Genomic DNA, 248 nt, shown 5'->3' on the forward strand with positions numbered 1-248 from the left:
GTCTCCGTCGGTGACCAGATCAGTGTCGTTCAGCAGTCTTCTGCCGATTTTGAAACCACGGTGGTCAGCACCGTAACCATAGGTGATTTCTCAACCAGTTTCGAAACCACCACCCGTGCCGAAAGCGCCGACGTTGATCCGTTCACCTTCGAGCAGCAAGAAGATCTTGAACCCGGTGTCGTAGCCATCAGTAACGCCGTCACCGTCAGCGGCTTTGATACACCCCAGACATTCACCCTGCGCAATGG

The 248-nt window shown here is 54.8% G+C and carries 1 protein-coding gene; it reads left to right on the plus strand.

The genetic code is table 11. The features are described from left to right. A partial coding sequence (locus tag Q4563_RS21665) for a hypothetical protein (protein WP_303606000.1) occupies positions 1–248 on the plus strand: 248 nt, incomplete at both ends.

The organism is Gilvimarinus sp. 1_MG-2023, assembly GCF_030548285.1.